Origin of the sequence: Paenibacillus sp. FSL R5-0473 (genome assembly GCF_038004565.1) — a bacterium.
GTDB classification, from domain to species: domain Bacteria; phylum Bacillota; class Bacilli; order Paenibacillales; family Paenibacillaceae; genus Paenibacillus; species Paenibacillus amylolyticus.
This window is the reverse complement of record NZ_JBBORL010000001.1, coordinates 1,636,038-1,662,527: the sequence shown is the minus strand read 5'-3', so window position 1 is coordinate 1,662,527 and position 26,490 is coordinate 1,636,038. Positions and strand designations below refer to the sequence as shown.

Genomic DNA, 26,490 nt, shown 5'->3' with positions numbered 1-26,490 from the left:
ATGATGCTCTGTCCTGCAATTAACGAGCAAGCAGACCATCAAATGCCAATTGAGACTCACGCAAAATGCGTTCTTCATCCAGCGTCAGACATTCGCCATGTTTCACCACTTGTTTTCCATCCACCCATACGTGCTCAACATCTTTGGCAGAAGCCGAGTAGATCGTATGTGAGATCAGGTCTGTATGTGGATAGAAATGTGCCTGTTCAATGTCCAAGGCGATAAAGTCAGCCTTCATGCCAACCTGGAGTGCTCCGGTATTGTTCAAGAAGATAGATTTGGCACCGTATGACGTTCCGAGTAATAACGCTTCGCCTGCTGGCACTGCCGTCGGGTCACCAGATACACCTTTGTGAATCAATGCAGCCAGTCTCATTTCCTCGAACATATCCAGGTTGTTGTTGCTTGCCGGTCCGTCTGTTCCGAGTGACACGGTAACTCCAGCTTTCAGCAACGCAGGTACCCGCGCAACACCGGAAGCGAGTTTCAGATTACTTCCCGGGTTATGGGATACAGCCACATCATGGCGGGCCAGAATCTCAATCTCTTCGTCATTCAGATGCACCGCATGTGCAACCAGGGATGGACGAGAGAAAAAGCCCAGTTTCTCCAGATGTGCCACAGGACGCAGTCCATAATCAGCCACGTTCTGCTCGACTTCACGAAGCGTTTCCGACATATGTGTATGAAGGGGAAGGTTTAGGTCGTTCGCGACCTGCACAAGCTTCTCTATGTAGTCAGGAGGGCATGTATATGGGGCGTGTGGCGAGATTACGGTTGTAATGCGACCATCTGCCTGTCCATTCCACTCACGTGCAAACGCTGCCGACTCCTCCAGCTTCCGCAATTGTTCTTCTTCCGAGCACAGCCCGATTACACCACGTGCCAGTGCTGCTCTAACGCCGGATTGCTCCACAACTTTGGCAACTTGATCCATGTGATCGTACATGTCCAGGAACGCTGTAGTTCCGCCTTTCAACATTTCAAGCACTGATAGCGAAGTTCCCCAATATACATCTTCTGAAGTCATTTTCGCTTCCATCGGCCACATTTTTTCCTGCAACCATACTTGCAATGCAAGATCGTCTCCGTGCCCTCTGAGCAACGACATCGCTGCATGACCATGCGTATTGATCAGACCCGGCAGGAAGAACAGTCCTTTTCCATCCACTTTGGTACAATTTTTGTCTTCATCCGGCAATGTCTCACCAATATGCACAATCTTGTCATTCTCAACAACCATGTATCCGTGGACCACGTTCCATGTTGTGCCGCCTTCATTAACGGCAAATTTGCCGTTGTGAATTACCCATCTATTTGTTGTCATCTTCCTCGTCGTCCTTTCCAGTCTCCAAGTAATAGGCCAAACTAAGCAGATCCGTTGTAAAGTCAGCATGGTGAATGCGGATATGCGGCGGTGTTTTTAGAATGGTTGGTGCAAAATTAAGGATCGCTTCAATTCCTGATTCAATAAGCTGATCGGCTACATTTTGGGCTTCCGTATCCGGAACCGTGATAATTCCGATGCGAATATTTTCCGTTTTAACCGCTTCCGTCAATTCATCCATTGGTTTTACCGTCAAACTGTTGATTTGACTACCAATCTTCGGTCCGTATGCATCAAATACTGCAACAATCTTCATGTTGTCTTTCAGATATGCGTTGTAGTTGGACAAGGCCTGTCCTAGGTTACCCGCGCCTACCAGAGCTACATTAATTTGCTGATCAATTTTGAGAATGTGACGAATTTTCTCGATCAAATAGGATACATCATACCCGATCCCTTTACGACCAAAATCACCGAAGTAAGCCAGGTCTTTACGAATTTGGGCCGGATTCAGATCCAGCCTCTGTCCAAGCTCTTGAGAAGAAACAGTAGCCACCTCACGCTGATGCAACTCGTTCAAATAACGCAAGTATACAGGCAGACGTCGTACCACCGCTTCCGAAATTTTATCCGATTTCATTCTTGCTCCCCCTTACCAAGGCCACGATAAAATAATAGATGAAAAGATGAGCATTCTGTATAAAACTCAAAGATAAACGTGACATTTTATACAGAATGCTCCTTGTAATTTGGGTTATAAGTTCTTACGTGCAACTGCTTTAATCGGATACGGAAATATCTAATAAAGTTTAACGCCAAACGATAGTGTCATGCAATGATATAACGAACAAAACAACCATTATTTTTGTTCATTAGCAGGTTTTTCCAACCACTCGGTAATTCGTGGAACCATTTGCTCCGTGAGCATGTGCTCCATTTTGGGACCAGGTAATGAATATAAAAAGAATTTACCATAATACGCTTCAATCACCCGTGTATCATAAACAATGACAATTCCTCTGTCCTTTGCTGTACGCACCAATCGGCCAAATCCCTGTTTGAAACGAATGACCGCTTGTGGCACGGACAGTTTCATGAACGGATTTTTCTTCTGTTCCTGAAGCAACTCACTCTTGGCTTCCACCAACGGATGATTCGGTGGCTGGAAAGGCAGTCGAACAATAGCGAGACAGGTTAGGGCCTCTCCCGGGATATCTACACCCTCCCAGAAGCTGCTTGTGCCCAGAAGTACCGTTGCTTTGGCATCTTGAAACCTGCGAGTCAATTTGGAACGACTTCCACTGTCAACGCCTTGCCCAAGCAACGAGATGTCGTTGCCAGACAGTGCCTCCTTCAGCGGATCATAGACCTGTCGCAACATCTTGTATGAAGTAAACAGAACCATCATGCGTCCACGCGTAGCAATTGCCGTCTCTGCGAGTGATTGCACCAGCATATTAACAAAGTGCGCATCACCCACACTTCCCTTCACACTTGGGAAATCACGCGGAATCACCAGAAGTGCCTGATCGCGATAGTTGAAAGGTGATGGCAACATCGACGTTAATAGCCGATTGTTCTCGGCGGCTTCCTGCAAGCCAAGCTGTTCAATCATGAACTGGAATGACTTATCTACCGAAAGCGTAGCCGATGTAAGCACAACACTTTTCTTTTTATCAAAAAATAAATCCTTCAGTTGTGCACTCACATCTACAGGTACGGCATACAGCTGGAGAGATTTGCTGCGGAATTGGCCGCTGGCTTCCATCCAGTACACCGTTTTGGCATCATCCATACGCATGAAGAACCGTAGATTCTCTTTCAATGTGGTCAGATCTTTCAGTAATCCTGTAATGTCCGTGATCAGACTATCTGATTGATAATCATCCTGATCTTCTTTCACCTCAAGCAGCAATTTGTCCCCTTTGCGAACCAAATCGCCCAGAGTCACATAGATCTGGTTCTCCAGATCCTGCAACTCCTGCCATTTTGCAGGTTTCTGAGATGCTTTCAGACGCAGTGAAAATTGCCCCGTCTCTCCCGGTGAAGCATCACTTCGTTCAGGCAACAGACCAAACAAGGCATCGCTCATACGATCCCACAGCTCCTTAACTTCAAGAGCGAGCGGGAACATCTGATCCACCATGGAGCCCCATTGCACCGAATTTTCATGCACGGATAACTGCGAACGAAGCATAGGCAGCTGACCATTACGACTGTCTTTAAATAGGCGGGTCAGTGTATGAACCAAGGTGAAATATTTCATATGCATTCCAAGATGTTTACCAGCGACATCCTCCAGATGATGTGCCTCATCGATCACAAGACTCTCATAGGCTGGCAGCAGCTGATGCGCGGCTTTCACATCCGTAAATAATTTGGAGTGATTGGTGATTACGATATCAGACAACCCTGCTTCATGTTTGGCACGATGGTAGAAGCATTTACGGAACCATGGACAGGATCTTCCCAGACATGATTCGGATTCACTCTGTACGGTCTCCCAGAAGTCCCCTCCGCGTCCGCTAAGGTTAAGTTCCTCATCATCTCCGGTTTCGGTCTGCGTAAGCCAGACGATCATCTGAGCAGCTGTGAAATAATCCTCTTTAGGTGTGGCGAATTCACGTTTATTGATTTTGTGTTCAAATTTGCGCAGGCACAGGTAATGTCCACGTCCTTTGAATACAGCAGCCTTAAACGGGAACGGTACCACTTGAGTCAGCATCGGAATGTCCCGCTCTCTCAATTGCTCCTGCAGATTGATCGTATGCGTGCTAACCATAACTTTCTGTTCTTGCTTCACACTTTCGTAAATAGCAGGCAACAGATACCCTAGAGATTTACCGGTACCCGTTCCAGCTTCGATCAAGAGATGTTTCTCTTCATCCAAGGCTTGCCTTACACTGCTGAACATCTGAGTCTGCGCTTCACGCTCTTCGTAATGATCCAGTGTATCCTTCAGATTCTCCCGAACCTGGTCCATAAACTGTTCGAAGCTTACACCATCGAGGGGGTTAGCCTCCCGCTCATCGCGTGGTGCACCAATATCGGTCCAATCACTTACATTAAGAGCAAGCTGACGATAATAGGTATGTCCGTCCAGGTCCTGAATCGGCTCTGCTTCCTTCTCACTGCGCATTCCGTCCAAAAACCAACCCAAGTCACTGTCTTCTGGTGCAAACAGGTCACTGAGGCGCTGAATCGTTATGAGCGGTAATTCCTTTAACTCATCCAGACACTTGAGTAGCACATAGGCTGTCGCCAGTGCATCACTGTCTGCCTGGTGAGGGCGATCATGTTGAAATCCAAATTCGGAAGACACATAACCGAGTTGATAAGAACCCAGTGATGGGAATGTGATCTTCAGAAAATCAATCGTGTCCAGAATGCGGCCAGTGAACGGCAAATAACCGCAACGGTCAAGAGCATTCTGCAAAAAGTGAAAATCAAAAGCGACGTTGTGTCCAACAAGCACCACATCATTAAGCAGCGGAACCATCTCCATCATCATCTCTTCGAGTGAAGGAGCGTCCGCCACATCTGCATCGGTAATACCCGTCAACCCCGAAATAAACGGGGGAATCGGTACACCAGGGTTCACATAAGAACTATATATTTGAGTTATGCTGTAGTCATGATCTATGATGGCAAGTCCGGTCTGTATAATCTCACCGTCGGACTGCGTGCCGGTTGTTTCGAAATCCAATACGGCAAATTTCATTGCAATGTACGGTCCCTTCCATTCCAGTCTATGTTACAGCATAGCAAAAAAAAGGGGATTTGAAAATTAACTGACAAAAAAGCGGTGTCCCCGCCGCTATGCCAAAGGAGGGAACACCGTTTTTTTGTCGCCGAATTCCCGCTTAATGAAGGGTCGTCAGCTGATTAGCATATTGCAATTTTCCCCTGTTCAACCTGCAAGCTTCCATGTTGTACAGTGGTTCGGTCAATGTCGGGTCATACTGAAGGGCCTGTGCAAAGAGTGAACATGCAGCTTCGGGATTCGCAAGCTTGACTTGAATACAGCCCAGGGCGTTACACACAAGCCCTTTCAAGCGAGGTGAACCTTTAAGGTACATGATCTGCTGTAAATGTGTTCCGGCTTCCGCCATTTGTTCCAGATTCAGATACGCCAGCGCCAGGTAAAAACGAGTTAATGCACTCTCCGGATGGTCGGTCACAACCCGGGAGAATTGCATGATCGCCTGCGGATACATCTGTAATTTGAAATAACCCTGACCTCGACTGAAACATTCCAGATGGAGTTCAGGCAGAGCGGTAACAGCTTCCTGTTCCGGTTCAAGGGAAGCAGGCTTATCCATCTCTCGCTCCCTCACCTGGCTCATCTTTTCTTCAAACATCAGCCATTCATCCAGCATTCCGTCACTCATCCGCTTAAGCAAGTTCCACTTTTGCAGCAATTCTTGTTTGTTCAGGCCTTCAGCGGAAGGATAGCTCTTGATAATTTCATCTAACATGTCGTTCATTTCTGCGAAAACATGCTGGAACATCGATGCATCCCCACCCTTGAAAAAATGGATTAGTGCAGTGACCTGTACTCATTTTTTGCTTCAAGGGCCGATTTCATTCTCCTTACCAGTCGATTACATAATTGTTGCGTGGACTTCCTGTTTCATCGTTTGTACAGGTTTATTCTGCCCATCTACAAATACAACGGTTGGTTTGTGAGTATTTGCCTCTTCTTGTGACATCATGGCGTAAGAAATGATAATGACGTTATCTCCAGGCTGTACCAGACGTGCAGCTGCGCCGTTAAGACATATGACCCCGCTTCCGCGTGGTCCTGGAATCACATATGTTTCCAGACGTGCACCATTGTTGTTGTTCACAATTTGCACTTTCTCGTTTTCCATCAAGTCGGATGTTTCCATCAAGTCTTCATCTATGGTAATACTACCCACATAGTTCAAGTTGGCTTCCGTTACCGTAGCCCGGTGAATTTTGGATTTCATCAGTGTTCTAAACATGGGACAGTACCTCCTATTTTTCAACCTTATATTGTCAATCAATCTTGTTTTTCCGAATTTCACCGCAAGTGCAATGAGCAGATCGTCACGGCCTTGAACTTCTTCCTGATCTGCGAGCGGCTCCAGACTTGGAAAAGCCTGAATCTCGGCGTAGTCGATAACGGCAAGCGGTGAGGTTGCAATGTGCTCGCGCAGAATCCGACGGATATCTGCGGCTGGAGTAGCTACACCTGTATCTGCGGCTTCCTGAGCTGCACGTAGTGCCTTCGATAGAACCAAGGCCTGTGTACGCTGTTCTGGGTTAAGATAGACGTTACGTGAACTGAGGGCAAGGCCATCCTCTTCGCGAACAATCGGACAGGGTACAATTTCTACAGGCATATTCAAATCATTCACCATCTGTTGAATGACCGCAACCTGCTGAGCGTCTTTCATTCCAAAAAATGCACGCTGTGGCTGTACGATGTTAAACAGCTTGGAGACTACAGTTGTTACTCCGTCAAAATGTCCTGGACGTGAAGCGCCACATAAGCGCTCCGTCAGTTTTGAGACAGATACGGTCGTTTGCGTTGCCTGTGGATACATCTCTTCAACAGAGGGAATAAATACGATATCCACTCCTTGTGAGCGTGCTGTTTCCACATCTCTGGCTTCATCCCGCGGATAGCTGTCAAAATCTTCATTAGGGCCAAATTGAATTGGATTAACAAATATGCTTAATACCACGATATCGCTCTGTTGTCTGGCTGCCTGCATCAAGCTTGCATGACCTTGATGAAGATAACCCATTGTCGGTACCAGACCTACAACAGACGCACTGGACCGAATCGCTTGACGCTTCAAGCTTAGTTCCTGTCTTAACTCTGCGATTGTCCGTAATACTTTCATGAGTTACTCCCCACCTTTTCCTTGCGTTGTCCGCCGTACAGTTGATCCAGAACACCATCCGCCGCATTGAATACATGCTCTTCGGCCGGGAACGAACGATCTTTCACTTCTTTCACGTAAGCTTCGATGCTGGTTCTGATTAATGTACCCACATCTCCATAGGTTTTGACAAATCGTTTGGGCGTATACGGAGAGGCGTATTGAACCACATCGTGGAATACCAGTACCTGACCATCACAGCCTCGTCCTGCTCCAATTCCGATGGTAGGGATGGACAGTTCCTCCGAGATCGCCCGTGCAACTTCTTCCGTAACCAGTTCAAGCACAATGCCAAACGCACCTGCAGCTTCCAAGGCTTTGGCTTCGTCCATCAGACGTTTCGCATCCGCTGCATCCTTGCCCTGAATGCGGTAACCACCAATCTGATTAACCGATTGAGGTGTCAGTCCGATATGTCCAAGAACAGGCACGCCTGCTTGCACGACTGCTCTGACGGTGTCCGCTATTTCGACTCCGCCTTCCATTTTAACCGCATGGGCATGCCCCTCTTGCATCAGTCGTCGGACACCCTTAAGCGTCTCATCCACGCTGCCATGATAGGTCATAAAAGGCATATCAGCCACAATAAATGTCTTCTCAGCACCGCGCACTACGGAACGTGTGTGGTATACCATGTCGTCGATGGTCACCGGAAGCGTCGAATTATAACCCAGTACTACATTGCCGAGTGAATCACCAACCAGGATCAGATCAATACCTGCTTCCTCTGCTAGGAGCGCTGTTGGATAATCGTAAGCCGTGATCATGGTAAGCGGCACGCCATCCTGCTTATATTTTTTCATTTTCACAATATTCAACGCTTGTTTGTTCGCCATTTTTTTTCATGGCTCCTTTCTTCTTTTCAAATAAACGCAACAAAAAAACCTTTTAGTTTTCCACTAAAAAGTCCCGAAAAGTCAAAAAAGAGTCACTTGCGATCGTCCCTTCTGTCTCGGTCCTCTTCGGCTCAGAGCAGAATCCAACAACTCACTTAAACGTATTTCATTCTTGCACTGCGGTCTGCTTATATAAAACACATCAAAGCAGAACAAAGGTTACTGTTACGGGAGTGCAATTCGGTCTGCATTAGCCGATATCGCCTCACGAACACAGTATACCAAAGTTCTGCTCAAACTTCACGTCTTATGTTCATTTTACCAGTGAAAATTCGACAAATTGTTTATGATTTCCAGGAAATCTCACCAGAGATGATTAGTGTATGTTCTCCATCGTGCTTCTCCACGATAAGTGCACCAGAAGGGTCAAGACCAATTGCCTTCCCTTCAATGACACCATGAGGATTCGTCACTGTAATCTCTCGATTCATCGATACGGACAGGGCCTCCCATAGAGCTGAGATCACGCCAAATCCTTCTTTTTGATACAAAAAATACAACTGTTCAAGCTCCGTCAAAATGGCAGCCGTTAGTTTGGTGCGATCAACGGATTGACCCGTCTCCATCTTGAGCGAAGTAGCGATTGTGGTCAGATCTTCCGGATAATCCTCGGGATCAAAGTTCACGTCAACGCCTATACCTGCGATACAGTATCTGACTTCATGATCTTCTACCGTAGATTCAAGCAATATGCCACATACCTTGCGTCCGTCAATCAACACATCATTTGGCCATTTGATGCCCGCATCAGCTCCTGAACAAGCTCGAACGGCACGACATACAGCCACTCCTGTTAATAAAGTTAGCTGCGGCGTATGCTGAAGTGGTAGATCAGGGCGTAACAGGACACTCATCCAGATTCCTTTACCCGGAGGAGAGAACCACTGTCGACCGAAACGTCCTCTTCCTCCTGTTTGTTCTTCCGCAATGACCACAGCGCCTTCTGCCTGCCCTTGCTCAGCTAGCTTGAGAACATCCCCTTGCGTAGACAGGGTCGAAGCCAACAAAACAGCCTTACGGCCAAATATGGTTGTATCCAGGGCCAATTGGAGCCCAGTAGCGTCAATGCTATCCGGCTTCGTTAACAGACGGTATCCTTTGCGGGATACCGCTTCAAACTCATAACCCATGTCTCGCAACTTGTTCACATGTTTCCACACAGCGGTCCGACTGATGGACAGATTACGGCTGATCTCTTCACCCGATACGAATCGTCCTTCTGCATTTAATAACATATGTAACAGATCTTCATGTTTGGTCATCTTGAACCACCCGCTTCACTTCTGCACTTAGTGCTTCATGCTGATTCGCTATCGTTCCAATCGCCGTTTCTCGTAACAAATGTTTCATTAGTTGCCCCAGCCAAGGTCCGCCTTTGCGCTGCACCATTTGTAACACTTGTTCCCCTGTAATATCCAACTCTTTCAAGTCATGCACAGGAATCGATTGACTCCATTCGGCTGCAAGCTCTTGTACTAATACAACCTGCATTTCTGCCGGTTCGGACTGATTCCGCCATTCTGCTGGCAGTGCAGACTGTATTCGAAGCCAATCATCCGCCGCCTGAACGCCACAAGCCAGAACAGTAACGATCCAATCGGAACGGAGACTGACCGTATCCTTCGGCTCCTGCACGGAAGTATGAATCAACTGTTCCACCTGGAGGACCCCTGTTATACGAGAACGATGTTCATTGGAAAATGTCCACTGACGTAATAATACATCTGCTTCATCCTTGCTATAACCGCCAGCAATCAGGATGAGTGACCAACGAAGCAACACATGCTGACCTGACAATTGTTCCAAATTGGATAACAACATCTTGTTAAATCGGGTCGAGCTTACTGGCGCTTTGATATGCGCAAGGGAATCACTTCTGTATAACAGCTCCAACCCTCTTGAAGGATGCGGTCCAGACATCATTTTTACCATCTCGGTACGTACCCGTTCCATTGCTATATGTTGAAGCAGGTCTTTCTGCCTTACAAGACCCTTCCACGTGTTGTGGGCAATTTTGAAATCAAATACGGAAGCAAACCGGACACAGCGGAGCATCCGCAGTGCATCTTCACCAAATCGTTCCATCGCAGAACCCACACATCTGACTCGCTCTTCCTTGATATCTGCCTGTCCACCGAACGGGTCAACGATTGTCCCAGTGACGTCCATAGCCAGAGCGTTCATCGTGAAGTCACGCCGCTGTAAGTCTTCCTTGATATCCTGAACAAATTGAACCGCAGCAGGTCTGCGATTATCCTGATATTCGGATTCTGTTCGAAATGTGGTCACTTCAAAGTAATAACCGCCTGAACGAACGGTAACCGTACCGTGTTGTAAACCTGTAGGAATACAATCGTCAAACAGTTCCATGACTTGCTCAGGAGAAGCAGATGTCGTGATATCCATATCATCCACAACACGTTCCAGCAATTCGTCACGAACGCAACCACCTACCCAATATGCCTTGTAGCCATGTTTGTTTAATGTTGTGAGTACATTCTCACTTTGCATTGCCATTTCACGATCTACCTGTGTCCATTGAACCACCACATATCACCTCTTCTCTTGCCTGTTGTGGTATGCACAGTATGATTTCGTCAAAGAAATGATTAACCGCAAACCGGCTTCAGATTCGGAACTTCCCTTCCCAACACCCGGTAATATATCTGTTCATATTCATGCCGAATAGCATCATTGCAAAAGTCGTGATGCGCGCGCTGAAGACATGCTTCCCTGAACTCAGCAGCCAAACGATCGTCCGTCAATAAACGGATGGTGTTCTCGGCCATGGATTGTGTATCCCCGATCGCGGATAAATAACCCGTCTTACCATGTAAGACCAGTTCCGGAATTCCTCCGGCCTGTGAACCGATCGTGGGTACGCCACAAGCCATTGCTTCGAGCGCCACAAGTCCGAAACTTTCCTTCTCCGATGGAAGCATCAACACGTCCGCCATGGAGATGACCTGAGCAATGTCATCCTGTTTGCCAAGGAAATGAACTTTATCATTCAAGCCGAGATCATTAATCTTCCATTGCATCTTCGGCAAATCAGGTCCTTCACCAACAAATAACAGTTTGGCAGGAACCTGCTCCTGTACCTGACGGAAGACCTCTACCACATCCTGAGTTCTTTTCACCGGTCGGAAATTGGAGATGTGCATTAATATTTTTTCGTCAGGCGTAGCAAAGTCTCTTCGCAGACTGGCAGCATCCCGCGGATAATATATTCGTTTGTCAATAAAATTATAGGTTAGATCGATTGGACGCTGAATATCCAGCAATTCGACCGTTTCTCGAATCAAATCTTGTGATACGGCAGTAACCGCGTCACTTTCATTAATGGCTAGACGGATCAGATCCTTCAGAGATTCATCCTGAGCCAGAACCGTAATATCCGTTCCATGTAACGTGGTAACCACTTTAAGGCCGTCCCCTACCATTTGTTTCGCCAGAAAGGCACATACTGCGTGTGGCACGGCATAATGAACATGCAGCAGATCCAGCTGCTGTGACTTAGCCACCTGAGCCATCTTTGTTGCCAGTGACAGGTCATACGGAGGGTAACGGAAAACATAATAATCATTTACTTCAACTTCGTGATAAAAAATATTTTTCTGGAACGTACCCAGTCTGAACGGGATACTGTTGGCAATAAAATGAACCTGATGCCCCTGTTCGGCAAGTAATTTGCCCAGTTCCGTTGCAACAACGCCAGACCCGCCGAGGGACGGATAACAGGTGATGCCGATTTTTAGCTTTTTATCCATCCTGTGGACGCTCCTTTGATCTCCCGCTTCATGCAGGTTGATATAATGCAATGGAATAATGAAACCCTTCGTTTCATTAAACGTAAAATGTGAAATCGCTTATTGGGCACCCGGGCCAAATTGATGAACCACGTAAGGTGTAATTGTAGCAAAACCTTCTGCAAACGGGATGAGACTGCGTTGTCCGAGCAAGGAATCGCGGGCTCTTACACGATCAATATACCCTTGATTCAATGGCGTTGAGACCGCTCCGTCTCCCAGTTCGAATTGGGAACGATAAGAGAGCAATGATGCTTCTTTTTGCTCATAGTGTTCCGTAATATCAACAATCAAATCCGTAGGCCCGATGTCATTAATAAAGTAAAAATAAAGTTCCTTCACCTGCACGGCAGGCATGTCCGGCAAGTAGTTGCGAAGCTTGGCGTTAAATACAGCCTCCTGCACAAGCTTACTGCAATTGACATGATCCGGATGACGATCTTCCCAATACGGAGCAAACACCATCCGAGGGGCATGACGCCGTATCTCAGCCGTCACCGCCTGTACATGTTCAGGCGTAAGATATAAGCCACGATCAGGAAGCCCCAGATTCGTTCGACACGAAAGACCGAGGACGCGGGAGGCTTGCTCCGCTTCCTCGGTTCTGCGCTCTACTGTTCCGTTGGAAGACATCTCAGCACGAGTCAGATCACACACGCCTACTTTCAAGCCGGCAGCGGTATGTTTGGCAATCGTTCCACCCATACCAATCTCCGCGTCGTCTGCATGTGCTCCAAAGATGAGAATATCCAGACTCATTCGGAATCACCCGAATTCAATCCAGCCTCCGGCTTGTACTTATGTACCAGCTCTCTCCAGGCAAAATCGCCACGATCCAGAGCTTTAACCAGAATCTCAGCAGTTGCAATATTGGTGGCAAGTGGAATACCCTGCACATCACAAAGACGCAGCAACGCATTAATATCCGGCTCGTGAGGTTGTGCCATCAGTGGATCGCGCAGGAAAATAATCAGATCCATCTCATTTTGCGCAACCAAAGCTCCAATCTGTTGATCTCCGCCCAGTGGGCCTGATTCGAATCGATGAATCTTCAGAGACGTCCCTTCCATAATACGAAGGCCTGTTGTTCCTGTAGAATATAATTGATGGTCCGTAAACACAGGCTCATATGCCGTCACGAAGTTAACCATCTCTTCTTTTTTACGATCATGGGCGATAAATGCTATTTTCAACATGACAATCTCCTTTAGTCGATAAAGTGGTCAAATCCGTAGATCATTCCTGTATACTCCATAACCTTTTGCACACCAATCTTAACACCAGGCATATAACCTGCGCGCTCGTAGGAGTCATGCCGAATTTTGAGTGACTGTCCATAATCTCCGAAAACAACTTCCTGCTGCGCGAATACACCAGGCAATCGTACACTGTGAATTCGGAAGCCATTGTAATACCCGCCGCGTGATCCTTCAATCGTTTCTTCCTCATTCGGATTACCTTGACGAAGTTCTTCCCGATTGGCAGCAATCAGTTCCGCTGTTTTGATCGCAGTTCCTGAAGGAGCATCCAGCTTCTGATCCCCATGATATTCGATAATCTCCACATTTGGCATATGTTTGGCAGCCTGTGCTGCGAATCGCATCATCAAAATGGCACCAATCGAGAAGTTAGGGGCAATAAGCCCTCCAATTCCTTTATCCTGGCACTGCTTGTCCAACTGTTCGATCTGCTCCGGCGTGAAGCCGGTAACACCCATGACAGGTCTGACTCCATGACGGATCGCGATCTCAGTATGTGCAAACGCGAATTGTGGTACTGTAAAATCAACCATAACCTGAGGTTTTGTTTCGGCAAAAGCCATTTCGATATCATCAGTCACCAGCACCCCACACTCTGGCAAACCAACAAGGGTTCCTGCATCCGTGCCTGCTCCGGAGCGGTTGACAGCCGCTGCAAGCTCCAATTCCGGGTCCTGAAGTACCAATTTCACAACTTCACGGCCCATACGGCCAGCCGCTCCGATCACGGCAACTCTGATTACTTCACTCATATTGACTGCATCTCCTCACTATGTTGGATCATATCGTAGAATCCATTTCAACTCGAAAGAAATCTTTGCAAAATGAATTCTTATTGAATGGATTTCATACGTTGCTTGATTTCCTGTAACATCTGATGCAGTTGCCCATTCTGCGGATCCAGCAAAATTGCCTCACGCAGCGCCTGAATTGCATAGTCAAATTCATTCAAATCACTGTAAGCCAGCGCAAGCATAACATGAGCTTCCACTGAGAGCGGATCAAGTTTGACCGCTTCTTGCAGAAGCGTAGACGCTTCCACATAGCGCTCCTGTGTTGCAATACCCGCCTGCTCCAACAGCAACTTCGCTCTGGAGGTCAATTGTTTTGCTTCCAACGTCTGCAGATGCAAAATATACTCTTCTGTTCCTGGCGACAATTCAACCGACTTGCGCGCATATTCAAGCGCTGGAACCAGATGTTTGCTACGGGCGTGTGTAATGGAACAGCGATAATATAACTCCGCATGTTTTGGATGAGCGTGAATGGCTGACTCGAACCAACGAATCGCCTGCTCAAAATCATTTTGCAATATACAGCGGTAAGCCTGCTGCATATATTCTTCCGGTTTCATCATTAAGCTGACCCTCCCCGATCGGGTGATGGTACAGCATATGTAATCTACGCCTAATCGGTGTTTTTGGGAGTCCACCGATTGGCATCGCGGGTGTTAAATTTATGCATGACTTTATCGTGCGCCTCAGCCAGATCAATTCCCAGTGAGTTCGCAAAACAAATCGTGATAAATAAAATATCTCCAAGCTCAAGTTCAATGGAATTGGCTGCTTCGGAAGATTTCTTCGGCTTCTCGCCGAATTCATGATTCACTTCCCTGGCGAGCTCCCCAACCTCTTCAGACATCCGGGCCAACATGGCCAGAGGACTGAAATACCCCTCCTTGAACTGGGAGATATACTGATCAACCTCACGTTGCATTTCTGCGATGCTTTTCTCCATGAGAACGGATTCTCCTTTGAAATGATGTCGTATTTGTTCCTAATAATATCAGTTATTTAGATTCACTTCCACCATCATCAGCGACAAATCATTTTTAAAGAATCAATAAACAGGTATACTAGATGGGAATGATTGCTTCTTCATTCTAATTTATCTACAGCGAGGGATCTTATGAGCACTGCCAAAACCTGGATACAAGTTAAACTGGTTCTTCCCATCGTACTGGGTACAGCCTTATATGCCTTTGGGCTCCTCTATTTCATTATCCCCAACCAGCTTATGGAAGGTGGCCTCACCGGGGTTACGGTGCTGATCAATTACGCTTTTGGCATCTCACCTTCACTTACAACCTTGATTCTGAATGTTCCCCTCTTTCTGATTGGGCTCAAAATTTTGGGCGGCAGACAGATGATCTATACGGGTATCGGAATCGGGGCACTGACCGTTTTTCTATGGTTGTTTGAGAAGTTGATTCATCTGGGCTGGATTGAACCATTACATACCGAGAATGACCTCCTGCTCGCAGCCCTATATGCAGGTGTCACCCTTGGAGCCGGCCTTGGCATTGTATTCCGTTGGGGCGGAACGACGGGCGGTTCAGACATCATTGCCCGTATTCTGAACCGCAAGTATGGATGGAGCATGGGCCGAGTATTACTGGGCATCGACTTTGTCATTATCGGGCTCTCTCTCATCTACATCCCCAAAGAAAAAATTCTGTACACGCTTGTAGCTGTATTCATCGCCTCCAAAGTCATCGACTTTATTCAGGAAGGTGCATATTCTGCCCGGGCATTCATGATCATTAGTGACCATGCACCCGAGATTGCGGACCAGATCACACGGGATATGGATCGTGGCGTCACCCTCATTCCAGCCATTGGCGCGTACTCTAAACAGGCCAAACACATGGCCTACTGCGTGATCTCCAGGCAAGAGTTCAGGCGATTGCAGACCATTGTACGTTCCATTGACCCGAGAGCTTTTGTCATCATCAGCGATGTTCACGATGTACATGGCGAAGGTTTCAAAGAAAGCTGATATAACACAGAAACTACAAGAAAACCTCTTTTTACATGAAGAGCCGTTAACGTGGCTATTCATGCGGAAAGAGGTCTTTTTTTATATACCACTTATACACCACGATTAAGTTCATGTTCTATTAACGTCGAAAAGGAAAAATCCCCTGCTGCTGTGCACGATATTTACGATATCCGGCGTAACTTAACGTCGCCACAATGACCGAACTAATGAGCAGCCCCGCTGCCCTGCGATCAGGACCCTGTACAAACGGTACAAAGGCACTCTCGTCCTTCTCGCGACCAAACAACTTGTTCACCAGTTCCTCCCCATGGCCAACCATGCTCTTTAATTGAGCCAGATCAGGTTGCTTGGCAGCGGTAAGCCCTTTGGTATGAGATAACCAGGCGTCTATCTGAGCAATTTCATACGGTTCACGGCGAATCAGTGCGGCAGGACGAATCGTCTCATAATGCTCCTCCAGAACGGTGTAGCGGTTTGCCAGTACGGCCGCAGTTTGCCCTTGATTTGTAGCAGCGGATAAAGCATCCAGATCGTTTTTCACGATTTTATAATACTGAAGCCATAAAGGCTTGGTTGGATTCGCGAGACTATCTGCTGCAAGTCTGAGTTTGGCAGAGGACTGCTGAAGAGAAGCATCGTCATTTTTCACCTTCACAACGGCTTGTTTCACTTCAACTATGGTTTCGGACAAGGCGTGAATGCCCTCGACTGTTGTTTGTCCCTCAAAGGAGATATGCTCCAGACTTTTACTGATACGCAGAATGCTTCCGCGCACTTCTTCAATATTATTCTCGAGCGCCTGCCGATACAATATGGCTGCTTCCTCATTCAGTTTTGCAATTGAATTGCTTGTGGACACTTGCTGATCTGAATTCGAATTCAATGCTTCACTTTGCGCGGATACACGATATGCTAAGTTCGTACACAGCATTAGAGCCATGAACGATACCACCAGTATGCCAGTTTTGATCCCAAACGTTCTCTTCATGGACATCCCTCCCACCACCAATGTATGGCGGGGGACAGTTCATTAGAACAAGCTCAAGATCGGATATCAGGTTCGTTTCGCCTGTCTTAAGGCCAGCCACGCGCACAGAATGCTTACCAGTGTCAGTCCGAATGTGAAATTACGCACACCATCTACATGATCATAGAGGGATGCGGGTAACCAAGGGTAAATATCATATGTATAATCCATCGTATCGTTCAACAGCGTCCAGAGACCTGCAACGACAAGGGAAGCCCAGCGGAAGCCGAAAAAGCGTACAAAAATTAGAGCTTCTATGGCCATCGCACTATGCGAAGCAATCAACATCCAGTCTTGCCAGTGCTGTGTACCGCCTTGCATCCAGCCAGCGAAAATAATGGATACGGCCCACACGCCATATTTCACAGATGTAACCACGGCAAGCGCCTGAATCACATGTCCGATCCGTTTGATAATGATGGACCGTGGTGGGTACAAGACCCATAACAACGCTAAAGTAAAAAACAAACTCGCTGTTGGGCTATCTGGCACAAATACGATCTGCCACACCGGCTGCTCAGCCAGCGTCAATTTCATTTGCTCTCCGTACCAGATGTATCCGTATACCGTTCCTACCGCATTACACCAAAATAATAGCCACAGGAAATAACGATTGGTTAGAAATTCCCTACTCCAGAAATACGATAAAGCCACATTCCCTGCCCCTTCCTTCATCAATATTGTGCACGATACAGTGCTGTCCAAAAAAACACTTCAAAAAACCTGACCGCATAAACGATCAGGTTTCATTGGTTATTTCGATTTTACTGTTCTGCTTTCTGTTTCGCAAGCCATTCGGTCAGATGAGTGATCTCTTCATCCGTGACACCTTGAGCAATAGCATTATTGTACTGAGGTTGCATTGCATTGTAACCTTCTTTGATAATGGTCAGAATCTCTTCCTGGCTGTGCTTGTCACCCACACCCCGAAGTGAAGGTCCACTTGCGCCCTTCATATCAGCCGCATGGCAGCCAATACATCCAGCCTTTTTGTACGTTTCCATTGCAGGATCATCCTGTTCCACGATCGCAACTTCTTCTTGCTGTCCAGGTGCATTGGAAACGGGTGGGAGCCCCTGTTCACGCCTCTCCAGCGCTTCTTCTTCACGTTGAATATGTTCAGGCTTCTGTCCACTTGCTTCCAACTCATGCTCGTAGTGCGTCCACGCTACATTTGTCAGGTAAAATACAGAAATGACCGACAAAATCATCAGTGATGAAGCAATCGGGCGTTTATAGAAACGCCGCTCCTTGCCTGTATCCAGGAATGGTGCCAGCAGCAAAGCTCCAAAAGCGACTCCGCTGACCCCCAGTACACCGAGCAGAACGTAATCGCCCGATGCGTATGGATACTTCAAGTACTGATACAGAAAAAGGAAGTACCAGTCCGGCATAGGAATTACGGATGCGCTCGGATTGGCCGGATAGCCCAAAGGTGCAGGTTCTGAGATCGTGAGAACCAGAATTCCCACCAATACAACGACACCAACCATCCATTCTTTCAGCAGGAAGTTGGGGATAAAGGCTTCTGATTTGCCGGGATACGCCGTGTAATCAGGAGGGGTAATGAATCCCGCCCCTTTACGGACCCGTGAATCACCGACAAAGATAACCTTTTCCTCATCATCCTTCTTATGTCCGTGAGCCATTGCGATTCCTCCCTTCTCAGTTTATAGTGGTCCCGAAATGCCCTGTCTGCGGATCATGATAAAGTGTCCGACCAGAAGCACCAGAAGCACAGCGGGGAGGAAGAATACGTGCAGGGCAAAGAATCGGGTTAGTGTCTGTGCACCAACAATCGTACCGCCTTGCAGGAATTCTTTAATAATCGGTCCCAGCCAAGGAACCGTATTGGCAATCTCCAGTGTTACTTTTGTTGCAAAATAGGCTTTGTTATCCCATGGCAACAAGTACCCTGTCAGCCCCAGGCCCAACATGACGAAAAAGATCAGCATGCCGACAACCCAGTTCATTTCACGCGGTGCCTTGTAAGAGCCTGTAAAGAACACACGCATCGTATGTAAGAACATCATTACGATAACCAGACTGGCTCCCCAGTGGTGCATGCCGCGAACAATTTGGCCGAAGGCTACTTTGGTCTGCAGGTACTCCACACTTGCGTAGGCATTGATAATATCAGGTACATAATACATGGTCAGGAACATGCCTGACAGAATCTGAATAACAGTAATAAAGAACGTCAATCCACCAAAGCAGTACACGAATGCGGAAAAGTGATGAGCCGGATTTACATGCTCTGGAACTTCATGATCCGCAACGTCCCGCCAGATTGGCGTGATGTCAAGACGCTCGTCAATCCAGTCATAGACATTTTTAAACATCTGCGTTCACGCCTCCTAATTCACTCGGGTGTTCGGAACAATGTCGCCCAGATATACCCAACCCTGCTCTTCCTTGACTACATACTCATCCAGCGGTTTGGGGGCTACGGCAAGATTCTTCCCTTCCTTGTCATAGTGCGCGCCATGGCAGGGGCAATGATACTCGTCAGGGTACTGCTTGTCACTATTCCAGCCTACTGTACATCCCAGATGTTTACAGATAGGTGAGAGTGCATAAATTTTACCCTGCTCGTCTTTGCGAATCCACGCCACTAACGATGCATTACTCAGATACCAACCATCCTGTTGTTTAAGTTCAAAGGTGAATTCTTGAGGCTCATTCGTAATTTTGCTGATTTCAGCTACTTTGACAGAGGTGCCTTCTCCCTTATGTTGCAAAATCGGGTCCACCGCAAAACGGACCATAGGAAGGATTGCACCGGCGGCCATGTAGGCTGTAGCTCCACCAAGCGTGTACGTCAAAAACTGCCTGCGTGACATCTCCATGCGGCTTGGCAATTTCAATGAAGCTTCGTGGTGGTCATGCTCACTGCTCATACTGTCTCCAACCCCCTTTTTCAGCCAACTCTCTCAAACGTTTTCATTTTCATAAATTCCACGACTTACTAGAACATACATAATCATATAGTAGCCCTAGAACACCGTCAAGAATTTGTCACACATTTTTAAGGTTCAATTGTAAGCGTTATTAAAAAATTGTTGTAAAATTGTCACATTTGTCGCTAAAAACTATTTTTTCCACAACTCTCGTATCTTTTCCCCTACAAATCTCGCAATCGCTTCTTCTCCGACCTCATGAGTTAAGACGGACCGACTCAAAACCAGATCAGCAGCTGGAATTTCCATGCCATCCAAATGACCATCCGATGACATAATAACCACATATTTGAATCCTGAGGATTTAAGCTGTGCGGACAAGGAATTTAATGTCATTGACAATTCCGAATTAGCATAATGAAAGGCTGGATAAGTCATAATTCTCCCTTTGAAAGGAATTTCGACCAGATCCAGAAAATCTCTCAGCCGCTCCAACGCCTCGGTAGCTTCAACTGGCGACTGCTCACCGCTAAGAGCTGTGTATGGAATAAGGCATGTATCCAGATAGAGTTGCAGTTCAGCCCAGCTGTCTTGAGTCATCTCACTGAATTTCAATTCCCTATATCCCCTCTCTATCCATTTTATTCCCATATTATATATGACTATATCTTATAAATCCAGACATTCATTTCGGAATTACACATATCAAAAAAAGGAAACACGCATCTGCGCATTCCCTTTTATCTCAGAAAGGAACTATTTTGCTAATCAGTTTATGGTCCTCAGTTCATCCGTCAGACTCCGGAAAGCTACTTCGTCTCCGGTAGCTAACGCTTTATCGATTTCCAAATAGAGCTTCTCGCTGCGCTGTTTGCGAAGCGCTTCGTCCCAAACCATCTCAGCTGCCAGCCCCAACATGACTTCATACGTAACTTTCATTTTATCCAATAGGATGCACCTCCAAAACGGATTTAAGAGCTCCTATATTCTTTTCCTTTGTTAACATAACCCAGTGAAGTTCTGGACATCCGCTCCAGATCAGCATCAGTCAGCTCACGTATCACTTTGGCAGGTGTTCCCAAAGCAAGAGTATAGGGCGGAATTTTACTATTCTCAGTAACAACAGAACCGGCTCCAATCAGCGTATATTCGCCAATATCGGCTCCATTCAGCAGAATGGCTCCCATGCCGATTAATGATCCTGTTCCAATACAACAACCATGAATGATCGCTGTATGTCCTACTGAGACATCATCTCCCACAATCAAAGGTTGATCAGTATTGACATGCCCGACAACGTTATCTTGAATATTACAGCGCTTTCCAATGATAATAGGAGCCAAATCAGCCCGCAGGACTGCATTGAACCAGACGGAAGACTCTTCTCCCATTCTCAAATCACCGATCAGTTTTGCACCTTCAGCCATATATACCGAAGGGTGTAACTGAGGTTGTAGACCTTTGTATGGAATTATCATTATTATCACTCCTTAATTTGGGAGTGATTTTAGCAACTTGTCCTTCACTTGTCAAACAAAATAGGTGTAATGTCTCCGGAGATGGAGCGACAGGATGCAGCAAGACGTGTGCCCCAGGCTGTCATTTGTATAGTCCTGCCTTCCTCATGTTCTCCAATACGGATCATGCCAAGATGCAACATCATTTTAACAATTCTGTTATCATAAATGGCCTCAGCCGTATCATAGTAAAACGGCTGAATGAACGGACCGATCTGACGAAACAGCGACTCGGCGGTTGACCATTCTTGGGCACATTCGCCTGTCCAATACACAATAGAGGACAGATTGGGAATAGCACCTTTATACAATCTTAACCAAAACCTAAATAGCTGTATCATTTCGGCTGTTTTCTCAGCTCCCAGCTTGTCTTCTCCAGCTGGTGATAACTTCAGCGTGCCTTGCTCCTCACGAACCAGCCGATGGTGAAATGCATAGTCGTAGAGAAGTGCAAAACGATCCGGGTAATCCTTGAAGGAACGGCCATATCCGAATCTCCATCCACCTTTGCCCACCAATTCCTCACTAATGTGCAGATGCTCCATAATCTGCTGTTGAGAGCGACGGTACATCATGCCTTCAGCGTTAAGGGCAATTTCGTGCTGCTGGACAAACTGCAGGAACAACTTGAGATCATCCGCTAAGAGATGATATTCATCCCGATACATGGGTGGCTCCGTTGTTTTGGTAATCCCTGCTCGCAGATGTGTGGATAACACATCCCTGAATCTTAATTTCAGATCCTGGGGTACCTGATACAAATACCTGGTCTGCTGCGTTGTCCCATTGAACAACCATCCACTCTTATTGAAGCGAACGATGAGATCACGTGGACTTGCGCCAGCCTCACTCTCCTTTTTGTCCATCGATTGACGGGCTATGGCAATGAGTTCTTCCATACCATAATACTGGCGAGGATCAAACAACAAGTTGTTCAAAAAGCGCTGATCTGCTTGATTCAGTTGACGTACCTGCTGCTCAAAAAAGGGTCTGCTGCCCAATGTAGTGAGAATACTCTGGATGAGTTCATGTTTGGAATTGGGCTTGCATTCACATTGGTAATAGTCTGCTATTCGATTAAGCTGGCCAATATCGGCAAAAGTAAGCATATCCGCTAGATTCATGGGTCCATCGCCTCGCCCGTTAACTACTTCGACTGCTGATTCGGAGCCTGAAATAGTTTGGTTTTGTAAACATCGTTGACGGAATTCCCATAATCTAAACCTCTTTTTGGAAATCTTTTATGTTTTAAACCATACTATGCCCCGAGTTGGTCAATCAGAAGAAAAATGAGAGTTTTGAAATCATATACAGTCTTTATTCCCCCATAAAACGCAAAAAAAACAACCCAAGTTGGATTACTCAGGTTGTTTCGCTGTGTCCAAAGATAGATGTCGTGTGCAATTATATAACAGTGGACTCCAGTCATCACGTTCCTTTTCCAGGATCGTCAGTGACAGGTTTCCAATGCGTTCTGTATACCGATCTTTAAACAAAGCTGTTAACAGGTTGGCTAAGAAAGCTCCGTGAGTGACAATGAGTACGTTTTGGTCCGAATAGGCAGACCATAGATCTTCCAGAAACGCCAGTGCACGAATCTGGATATCCGCTATCTGCTCCTGTCCCAAGTCCAATGTCTCCCAGGATTGGCCCCAACGGGCAACCCGTTCTTCTGAAGTCAGACCTTCAATCTGACCAAAAGCCCTTTCTTTCAACCGTGCGTCTGGCTTGAGCAAAGGTACATTCAACAGCTTGGAGATAATCTCCCCTGTTTCCTGTGCCCGCGATAATCCACTTGTGATGATATAGTCCCATTGGTATTCTTCCGTCAGCAGACGTCTTCCCAGGCGCTCTGCCTGTTCACGACCTTCTCCATTCAGAGGAATATCCGTCTGACCCTGTATACGGCCCGCCGCATTCCAGTCTGTAAGACCGTGACGAATAAGCCCGATTCGCACTTACATCCCTCATTTCTCCACACGGCGAACGAAAGGTTATTACCTATGCACTCGCACCTTGTTTGCGTTTATTCGTTGTTCGATGCATACGTCCAAGAGAAAATAACGCCATTCCTATTGCAAGTAAAGAGAGGGCCATCCAATACTGCGGATAAGCAGGTCCCATGCTCACAACAAAAGGCTCTATGATACTTCCTCTGTCCGCTCCAGTCATGTTGTACTGATACATTCCAGAGGACGATGGTCCGCTTCCGGCAACCCCTGTCTCCAGGATACCCGTAGTAACAACTTTGGTTTGCTCAGCTTCTGATACGTCTGGCTTAAACATTACCATATACAGAAAGCTGCATAAAAAAATAGCCAGGAACGCGGCAATCCACAAAGACATATGCTTGCGGATCACAGCAGAGAAACGATTAACCTTTACCTCTTCCGGCAGTAACCATGGAGACTCCGCGTAGATCCGGTCCATAACGTTACGGTTCACTCTCTCTGCTTGTTGTTCTGTCACTGGAACCGGAATGCTGTGCAGCAAGATCTGAGCTTCTTCCCAGACCTCAAACTGCTCGGAGCACTCTTCACAACCAGCGAGATGAGCATGAAATGCAATCCGCTGAGGATGAGTTTCCGGCAAGTCCCAGACCAGTGCAAACAGTTCCTGGGCTTCATTGCAATTCATCGGTTCTTCATCCCTTCATATGGCTCGTACACCGGTTCGAAGAAATAAGGTTCCAATTGAGTTTTTACGCTTGATCTTGCTCTGAATAATAGCGATTTCACAGAACTGACGCTCTGCCCAAGAATATTCGCAATCTCTTGGTAGTCTAGTTGATCATACTCACGGAGTATAATCGCAGAACGCTGCTTCTCCGGCAAATTGTTAATCGCATCCCTAACCAGCATCACCCGCTCGCTGCGTAGTACAGCATACTCCGGTGTATTCTCCGAAGGAGCAACGGGAACAATCCCGCTCTCTTCAAGTGGGACATTTCCGCTGCGCTGTTTGCGAAGCTCACTCAGTACCGTATTTCTCGCAATGGTATATAACCAGGTTGAGAATGAGGCATCCACCTCACGGAAAGAGTGCAGACTGCGGAACGCCTTATAGAAAGTCTCAGAACAGAGATCTTCCGCAAGCAGCTCCATATTGGAACTTTTCAACATATGATATACGAAAGCCAGTATTTTACGCTGATAACGACTCATCAGCTCGGAATATAACTCCAGGTTACCTTCCTTGATCTCTCGAATCAACTGGGAATCCGTCATTTGAGTGCGACCCCTCCTCGCCCATCCATGTGCTTCTCCCCGTTCGACTCTATCCATGTATTACCGAACAGGCACAAAAAAGTTGCGGTTCTCACCGCATATAAAAAGCGTTCAGCGCCATAACTGGCCTTCCCGCCAAATTCCCCTATGTAATGGCAATTTCCCCAACGTTTCTACATTAACAGTATTTATTGTACAACGGTCTGCATCATCCTGGCAAATCCATTGGCATCCACAAAACCCGACCTGTCATTCATATGCGGTCATTTTCACGTTCATGACTTCATTTTGAGCCTTTTTGGTAACCCTTGCTTATATAGACGGACGATATACTGAAAAGGTTACAAAAATGTGATATTTATTGGATCTAAGGTATCCTAACAGATTAAGGAGGGAGATGTAAATAGAGGATGTAAGTTCAAATGTAACTATTAACATATCAATGCCTTTCCCATAACTTTTTAAGACAAAAAAAAGACCGCTTACATAAGCGGCCATTGCTCACGTGGAGCAATACAGTTATTGGATAGGAGTGGAGAGAAACCATACTGTACCCTTATTATATGTATACGTTTTCATTTTGTCAACACTTTCAGTAAAATTGTTTGAATTAATTATATCTTTCGGTAAATCAGGATAATACATCCTTTTTTTCTGTGACTGAAAATCACATAACAACTCCAATATAACCTCACAAAAAAGAGGGCTTTCGCCCTCTTTCTCGTCTTATATCCACACTTGATAGCCTAAGGAATCCAATAACGTCTTGGCTCGTTCCATATCTTCTTCCTGACGGAAAGACAGACGCATAATGCCCGGCACATCCACCCGGTTTTCGATAATCTCCAAGTTGCTCAAGTTGATGTCATTCGCCCCAAGCTCAGTTGCGATCTTACCGATCATACCCGGTGCATCCTGGACATCAGTATATAGATCAAATAACGGCGAAATCATGCCTTTGCGTCGTTCTGGTAATATACTGCGGAACTCGCGGGCCTGACGGAATGCCTCCTCTATGCCTTCACCGTTCTTATGCTCCAGCATATCCGTAAAGGCCGTCATTTGGCTATTCCAGTCCTTAAGCAAGCCCAGCAGTACATCACGGTTGCTAAGCAAGATATCTCTCCACACAATCGCATCACTGGACGCAATCCGGGTAATATCCCGGAAACCACCCGCAGCCAGCATTTTATACAGTGGATTCGACTCATTATATTCACGCACCTGATTCACCAGTGCAACAGCAATAACATGTGGCAGATGACTAATCGCCCCCACGATGTCATCGTGCAGCAGAGGCTCCACACGCACGATCTGTGCCCGCGTATACGCAAGCAGCTCAGACAACCTGCTGTAGGCTTCCTCAGGTACATGTTCTGAAGGGGTTAAGACATAGTATGCATTCTCAAATAACACGGCTGAGGCCGCATCTACGCCTGCACGCTCCGACCCCGCCATAGGGTGACCACCAATGAAGTAAGCGTCAGTTAACCGCACATGCTCGGCACAAGCGGCAATGGAAGCTTTAGTGCTTCCTACGTCCGTGATGATACATCCTTTTTTCAATGGCAGCTTGGAGAGCTTTTCGAAATAGGATTCAAGCAAACCTACGGGAACGCACAAAAAAATAAAGTCGGCATCCTCTACCGCTTCTTCCAGAGAGAGCGTAGCATCATCCACTACACCGCTCGCTATGTACTTGTCCTTCAGTTCATCCAAGTGGGCGTAGCCCATCACGGTTACATCTGGCTTGCCTTTGAAGCAGAGCGCCAGTGAACCGCCGATGAGTCCTACACCAATCATTGCAATTTTTAGTTTCATGGGTCCTCACT

28 protein-coding genes and 1 pseudogene are annotated in these 26,490 nt (G+C 46.7%); 1 reads left to right on the top strand and 28 read right to left on the bottom strand.

Annotation, left to right across the window (positions count from 1 at the left end; translation table 11 throughout):
- Window positions 1-19: 19 nt before the first annotated feature.
- The 15 genes and pseudogenes from MKY28_RS07340 to MKY28_RS07270 all read right to left on the bottom strand — a co-directional run bounded on the left by MKY28_RS07340 (window position 20) and on the right by MKY28_RS07270 (window position 14,943).
- Window positions 20-1,327: an amidohydrolase gene (locus MKY28_RS07340; RefSeq protein ID WP_036671995.1), complete on the bottom strand. Its 1,308-nt coding sequence runs from the start codon at window positions 1,325-1,327 to the stop codon at window positions 20-22.
- A complete protein-coding gene (locus MKY28_RS07335) occupies window positions 1,314-1,967 on the bottom strand; it encodes a redox-sensing transcriptional repressor Rex (protein ID WP_036671997.1) in 654 nt (217 codons plus the stop codon). The genes MKY28_RS07340 and MKY28_RS07335 overlap by 14 nt, the downstream gene beginning before the upstream one ends.
- Before the next feature lie 219 nt (window positions 1,968-2,186).
- Window positions 2,187-5,048: an ATP-dependent DNA helicase DinG gene (gene dinG / locus MKY28_RS07330; RefSeq protein WP_340935430.1), complete on the bottom strand. Its 2,862-nt coding sequence runs from the start codon at window positions 5,046-5,048 to the stop codon at window positions 2,187-2,189.
- A 142-nt stretch (window positions 5,049-5,190) separates the two neighbouring features.
- The gene (locus tag MKY28_RS07325; protein WP_306068488.1) at window positions 5,191-5,814 is read right to left on the bottom strand and encodes a tetratricopeptide repeat protein; all 624 of its coding nucleotides are present in this window, start codon (window positions 5,812-5,814) and stop codon (window positions 5,191-5,193) included.
- A gap of 117 nt (window positions 5,815-5,931) precedes the next feature.
- The gene (panD, locus tag MKY28_RS07320; RefSeq protein ID WP_445670919.1) at window positions 5,932-6,300 is read right to left on the bottom strand and encodes an aspartate 1-decarboxylase; all 369 of its coding nucleotides are present in this window, start codon (window positions 6,298-6,300) and stop codon (window positions 5,932-5,934) included.
- 7 nt (window positions 6,301-6,307) lie between these two features.
- Window positions 6,308-7,203: pseudogene (gene panC / locus MKY28_RS07315) on the bottom strand (pantoate--beta-alanine ligase).
- Window positions 7,200-8,078 carry a 3-methyl-2-oxobutanoate hydroxymethyltransferase gene (gene panB / locus MKY28_RS07310; protein ID WP_036672039.1) on the bottom strand — a complete coding sequence of 293 codons (879 nt, stop codon included), beginning with the start codon at window positions 8,076-8,078 and terminating at the stop codon, window positions 7,200-7,202. Before panB ends, panC begins: the two are co-directional and overlap by 4 nt.
- A 344-nt stretch (window positions 8,079-8,422) precedes the next feature.
- Window positions 8,423-9,400 carry a biotin--[acetyl-CoA-carboxylase] ligase gene (locus tag MKY28_RS07305; protein ID WP_076328405.1) on the bottom strand — a complete coding sequence of 326 codons (978 nt, stop codon included), beginning with the start codon at window positions 9,398-9,400 and terminating at the stop codon, window positions 8,423-8,425.
- Window positions 9,387-10,685, bottom strand: a complete 1,299-nt coding sequence (locus tag MKY28_RS07300; RefSeq protein WP_338706436.1) for a CCA tRNA nucleotidyltransferase — start codon at window positions 10,683-10,685, stop codon at window positions 9,387-9,389. The genes MKY28_RS07305 and MKY28_RS07300 overlap by 14 nt, the downstream gene beginning before the upstream one ends.
- A 62-nt stretch (window positions 10,686-10,747) precedes the next feature.
- On the bottom strand, window positions 10,748-11,908 hold the full coding sequence (gene bshA / locus MKY28_RS07295) for an N-acetyl-alpha-D-glucosaminyl L-malate synthase BshA (protein WP_036672009.1): 1,161 nt from the start codon (window positions 11,906-11,908) through the stop codon (window positions 10,748-10,750).
- 99 nt (window positions 11,909-12,007) lie between these two features.
- Window positions 12,008-12,706, bottom strand: a complete 699-nt coding sequence (gene bshB1 / locus MKY28_RS07290; protein ID WP_338706437.1) for a bacillithiol biosynthesis deacetylase BshB1 — start codon at window positions 12,704-12,706, stop codon at window positions 12,008-12,010.
- Window positions 12,703-13,143 carry a methylglyoxal synthase gene (gene mgsA / locus MKY28_RS07285; RefSeq protein ID WP_017687735.1) on the bottom strand — a complete coding sequence of 147 codons (441 nt, stop codon included), beginning with the start codon at window positions 13,141-13,143 and terminating at the stop codon, window positions 12,703-12,705. The genes bshB1 and mgsA overlap by 4 nt, the downstream gene beginning before the upstream one ends.
- Before the next feature lie 11 nt (window positions 13,144-13,154).
- On the bottom strand, window positions 13,155-13,958 hold the full coding sequence (dapB, locus tag MKY28_RS07280; RefSeq protein WP_036607633.1) for a 4-hydroxy-tetrahydrodipicolinate reductase: 804 nt from the start codon (window positions 13,956-13,958) through the stop codon (window positions 13,155-13,157).
- Window positions 13,959-14,038: 80 nt separating this feature from the next.
- Window positions 14,039-14,563, bottom strand: a complete 525-nt coding sequence (locus MKY28_RS07275) for a tetratricopeptide repeat protein (RefSeq protein ID WP_017687733.1) — start codon at window positions 14,561-14,563, stop codon at window positions 14,039-14,041.
- 50 nt (window positions 14,564-14,613) lie between these two features.
- Window positions 14,614-14,943, bottom strand: a complete 330-nt coding sequence (locus MKY28_RS07270) for a nucleotide pyrophosphohydrolase (RefSeq protein WP_017687732.1) — start codon at window positions 14,941-14,943, stop codon at window positions 14,614-14,616.
- Window positions 14,944-15,114: 171 nt separating this feature from the next.
- Here MKY28_RS07270 and MKY28_RS07265 point away from each other — a divergent pair, with 171 nt between their 5' ends.
- Window positions 15,115-15,984 (top strand): YitT family protein, encoded by an 870-nt coding sequence (locus tag MKY28_RS07265; protein WP_036607636.1) that lies wholly within the window; start codon window positions 15,115-15,117, stop codon window positions 15,982-15,984.
- Between the two features lie 121 nt (window positions 15,985-16,105).
- On the opposite strand, the gene MKY28_RS07260 is transcribed toward MKY28_RS07265, so the two are convergent.
- The 13 genes from MKY28_RS07260 to MKY28_RS07200 form a co-directional block, all read right to left on the bottom strand.
- Window positions 16,106-16,975, bottom strand: a complete 870-nt coding sequence (locus MKY28_RS07260; RefSeq protein ID WP_165789863.1) for a sporulation protein YpjB — start codon at window positions 16,973-16,975, stop codon at window positions 16,106-16,108.
- Window positions 16,976-17,041: 66 nt separating this feature from the next.
- A complete protein-coding gene (locus MKY28_RS07255; RefSeq protein ID WP_100527237.1) occupies window positions 17,042-17,668 on the bottom strand; it encodes a DUF1405 domain-containing protein in 627 nt (208 codons plus the stop codon).
- A 110-nt stretch (window positions 17,669-17,778) separates the two neighbouring features.
- Window positions 17,779-18,663, bottom strand: coding sequence for a menaquinol-cytochrome c reductase cytochrome b/c subunit (locus tag MKY28_RS07250; RefSeq protein ID WP_076209928.1), 885 nt, complete (start codon window positions 18,661-18,663; stop codon window positions 17,779-17,781).
- A 21-nt stretch (window positions 18,664-18,684) separates the two neighbouring features.
- Window positions 18,685-19,356: a menaquinol-cytochrome c reductase cytochrome b subunit gene (qcrB, locus tag MKY28_RS07245; protein ID WP_017687726.1), complete on the bottom strand. Its 672-nt coding sequence runs from the start codon at window positions 19,354-19,356 to the stop codon at window positions 18,685-18,687.
- Between the two features lie 15 nt (window positions 19,357-19,371).
- Window positions 19,372-19,914 (bottom strand): QcrA and Rieske domain-containing protein, encoded by a 543-nt coding sequence (locus MKY28_RS07240; RefSeq protein ID WP_017687725.1) that lies wholly within the window; start codon window positions 19,912-19,914, stop codon window positions 19,372-19,374.
- 192 nt (window positions 19,915-20,106) lie between these two features.
- Window positions 20,107-20,529, bottom strand: coding sequence for a DUF2487 family protein (locus MKY28_RS07235; RefSeq protein ID WP_100527236.1), 423 nt, complete (start codon window positions 20,527-20,529; stop codon window positions 20,107-20,109).
- Window positions 20,530-20,682: 153 nt separating this feature from the next.
- Complete coding sequence (locus MKY28_RS07230) at window positions 20,683-20,862, bottom strand: IDEAL domain-containing protein (RefSeq protein ID WP_017687723.1); 180 nt, start codon at window positions 20,860-20,862, stop codon at window positions 20,683-20,685.
- A gap of 23 nt (window positions 20,863-20,885) precedes the next feature.
- On the bottom strand, window positions 20,886-21,392 hold the full coding sequence (locus MKY28_RS07225; protein ID WP_100527235.1) for a gamma carbonic anhydrase family protein: 507 nt from the start codon (window positions 21,390-21,392) through the stop codon (window positions 20,886-20,888).
- Between the two features lie 44 nt (window positions 21,393-21,436).
- Complete coding sequence (locus tag MKY28_RS07220) at window positions 21,437-22,555, bottom strand: hypothetical protein (RefSeq protein WP_100527234.1); 1,119 nt, start codon at window positions 22,553-22,555, stop codon at window positions 21,437-21,439.
- A gap of 234 nt (window positions 22,556-22,789) precedes the next feature.
- Window positions 22,790-23,389, bottom strand: a complete 600-nt coding sequence (locus tag MKY28_RS07215) for a histidine phosphatase family protein (protein WP_100527233.1) — start codon at window positions 23,387-23,389, stop codon at window positions 22,790-22,792.
- A gap of 43 nt (window positions 23,390-23,432) precedes the next feature.
- Window positions 23,433-24,068, bottom strand: a complete 636-nt coding sequence (locus MKY28_RS07210) for an anti-sigma factor family protein (RefSeq protein WP_100527232.1) — start codon at window positions 24,066-24,068, stop codon at window positions 23,433-23,435.
- Window positions 24,065-24,658 carry an RNA polymerase sigma factor gene (locus tag MKY28_RS07205; protein ID WP_036607662.1) on the bottom strand — a complete coding sequence of 198 codons (594 nt, stop codon included), beginning with the start codon at window positions 24,656-24,658 and terminating at the stop codon, window positions 24,065-24,067. The genes MKY28_RS07210 and MKY28_RS07205 overlap by 4 nt, the downstream gene beginning before the upstream one ends.
- Before the next feature lie 726 nt (window positions 24,659-25,384).
- Window positions 25,385-26,479: a prephenate dehydrogenase gene (locus tag MKY28_RS07200; protein WP_017687717.1), complete on the bottom strand. Its 1,095-nt coding sequence runs from the start codon at window positions 26,477-26,479 to the stop codon at window positions 25,385-25,387.
- Window positions 26,480-26,490 lie beyond the last annotated feature (11 nt).

Coding starts and splice junctions, on each gene's coding strand:
- MKY28_RS07340 (WP_036671995.1), bottom strand. CDS start 1,327: ATGACAACAAATAGATGGGTAATTCACAACGGCAAATTTGCCGTTAAT.
- MKY28_RS07335 (WP_036671997.1), bottom strand. CDS start 1,967: ATGAAATCGGATAAAATTTCGGAAGCGGTGGTACGACGTCTGCCTGTA.
- dinG (WP_340935430.1), bottom strand. CDS start 5,048: ATGAAATTTGCCGTATTGGATTTCGAAACAACCGGCACGCAGTCCGAC.
- MKY28_RS07325 (WP_306068488.1), bottom strand. CDS start 5,814: ATGAACGACATGTTAGATGAAATTATCAAGAGCTATCCTTCCGCTGAA.
- panD (WP_445670919.1), bottom strand. CDS start 6,300: ATGAAATCCAAAATTCACCGGGCTACGGTAACGGAAGCCAACTTGAAC.
- panB (WP_036672039.1), bottom strand. CDS start 8,078: ATGGCGAACAAACAAGCGTTGAATATTGTGAAAATGAAAAAATATAAG.
- MKY28_RS07305 (WP_076328405.1), bottom strand. CDS start 9,400: ATGACCAAACATGAAGATCTGTTACATATGTTATTAAATGCAGAAGGA.
- bshA (WP_036672009.1), bottom strand. CDS start 11,908: ATGGATAAAAAGCTAAAAATCGGCATCACCTGTTATCCGTCCCTCGGC.
- bshB1 (WP_338706437.1), bottom strand. CDS start 12,706: ATGAGTCTGGATATTCTCATCTTTGGAGCACATGCAGACGACGCGGAG.
- mgsA (WP_017687735.1), bottom strand. CDS start 13,143: ATGTTGAAAATAGCATTTATCGCCCATGATCGTAAAAAAGAAGAGATG.
- dapB (WP_036607633.1), bottom strand. CDS start 13,958: ATGAGTGAAGTAATCAGAGTTGCCGTGATCGGAGCGGCTGGCCGTATG.
- MKY28_RS07275 (WP_017687733.1), bottom strand. CDS start 14,563: ATGATGAAACCGGAAGAATATATGCAGCAGGCTTACCGCTGTATATTG.
- MKY28_RS07270 (WP_017687732.1), bottom strand. CDS start 14,943: ATGGAGAAAAGCATCGCAGAAATGCAACGTGAGGTTGATCAGTATATC.
- MKY28_RS07265 (WP_036607636.1), top strand. CDS start 15,115: ATGAGCACTGCCAAAACCTGGATACAAGTTAAACTGGTTCTTCCCATC.
- MKY28_RS07260 (WP_165789863.1), bottom strand. CDS start 16,975: ATGAAGAGAACGTTTGGGATCAAAACTGGCATACTGGTGGTATCGTTC.
- MKY28_RS07250 (WP_076209928.1), bottom strand. CDS start 18,663: ATGGCTCACGGACATAAGAAGGATGATGAGGAAAAGGTTATCTTTGTC.
- qcrB (WP_017687726.1), bottom strand. CDS start 19,356: ATGTTTAAAAATGTCTATGACTGGATTGACGAGCGTCTTGACATCACG.
- MKY28_RS07240 (WP_017687725.1), bottom strand. CDS start 19,914: ATGAGCAGTGAGCATGACCACCACGAAGCTTCATTGAAATTGCCAAGC.
- MKY28_RS07225 (WP_100527235.1), bottom strand. CDS start 21,392: ATGATAATTCCATACAAAGGTCTACAACCTCAGTTACACCCTTCGGTA.
- MKY28_RS07220 (WP_100527234.1), bottom strand. CDS start 22,555: ATGAATCTAGCGGATATGCTTACTTTTGCCGATATTGGCCAGCTTAAT.
- MKY28_RS07210 (WP_100527232.1), bottom strand. CDS start 24,068: ATGAATTGCAATGAAGCCCAGGAACTGTTTGCACTGGTCTGGGACTTG.
- MKY28_RS07205 (WP_036607662.1), bottom strand. CDS start 24,658: ATGACGGATTCCCAGTTGATTCGAGAGATCAAGGAAGGTAACCTGGAG.
- MKY28_RS07200 (WP_017687717.1), bottom strand. CDS start 26,479: ATGAAACTAAAAATTGCAATGATTGGTGTAGGACTCATCGGCGGTTCA.